We start from the raw sequence: 783 nt of genomic DNA on the forward strand, positions 1-783 counted from the left end.
AGTCCGAGTTGATATTGATGGCCAGGTTTCCGATTATACATCTCCCGTTTTATTGCAGGAAGGCGACTATGTCGCAACAGCGATCATTCTAAACCAGAATGGTGAAGAACTCACAAGAGTAACAGAAAACATTACTGTCGATCCGCCGGCTCCGGGGACGTTAACGGCTCCTGTTGGTGCTGTGGGGGATCTGGATGCAAACAATCAAAGACCATTAACAATCGGCTTTAATCCAACACAAGGATCGCTGCAAATTCAACATGATGGCGGTCCATGGGTGGACGAACCTGAAATCTTAAATCAATATAACGGCACAACTGAGGATCCAAGCGCTACAGAGCGTAAATTTACACTGTTTGTCGATAACGTTGTAGATTCTGTTTATAAAGCCCGAGTAACCGATGGAGTTAACTTTAGCTCGGAAACCCTTCTAGTTGTGACAGCTCAAGTTTATGATCCGTCTTTCTTCAGAGACATCGATGATAAATTACTGATTGATTTCTCGAATCTTCCGACGGGGAACTGGTATAAAGAATACTCGGTGGATCAAGGGTCTACATATCATGAGTACACTGGACCGATCGATATCGGTGCAGCGCTGCCTATCAAGGTCCGCGTTACGGATACTGGATCTGGTCAAGTTCTTATCGAAAAAGAATATATCACGCCAGCATTGAACGGAACTAATCCAAACCCTAATCCTGGTGTTGATCCGTCTTGGGGAACTGAGGTAACGGCTGCAGATCAGGAAGCCATTCTAAACGTTATCGGCGGAGGGTTATC

The 783-nt window shown here is 45.3% G+C and carries 1 protein-coding gene; it reads left to right on the plus strand.

What is annotated here, in order from left to right:
* Positions 1 to 783: hypothetical protein (locus C3B52_RS35700; RefSeq protein WP_164685089.1), on the plus strand; the 783-nt coding region annotated here is incomplete at both ends.

The organism is Brevibacillus reuszeri, assembly GCF_002897295.1.
In the GTDB taxonomy this organism is placed as follows: domain Bacteria; phylum Bacillota; class Bacilli; order Brevibacillales; family Brevibacillaceae; genus Brevibacillus; species Brevibacillus reuszeri_A.